The sequence below is a fragment of the uncultured Cedecea sp. genome, assembly GCF_947498825.1.
Taxonomy (GTDB): Bacteria; Pseudomonadota; Gammaproteobacteria; order Enterobacterales; family Enterobacteriaceae; genus JGM124.
On record NZ_CANMLV010000087.1, the window covers coordinates 1 to 257 of the forward strand.

Here is a 257-nt window from a genome sequence, read left to right on the forward strand (position 1 = left end):
GGGAACCTGCGGTTGGATCACCTCCTTACCTGAAAGATACGATATTGCGTAGTGCTCACACAGATTGTCTGATGAAAGTAAAGAAGCAAGGCGTCTTGCGAGGCAGACTTCAGTGTCCCCTTCGTCTAGAGGCCCAGGACACCGCCCTTTCACGGCGGTAACAGGGGTTCGAATCCCCTAGGGGACGCCACTTGCTGGTACTGTGAGTGAAAGACACCGTCCAAACATATCTTAAAGATGACTTGCGAGTCATGTTT

At 51.4% G+C, this 257-nt stretch carries 1 tRNA gene; it reads left to right on the forward strand.

Annotation, left to right across the window (positions count from 1 at the left end):
• Positions 1 to 114: 114 nt before the first annotated feature.
• A tRNA-Glu gene (locus Q1A40_RS23055) sits at positions 115 to 190 on the forward strand.
• Positions 191 to 257: the final 67 nt, after the last annotated feature.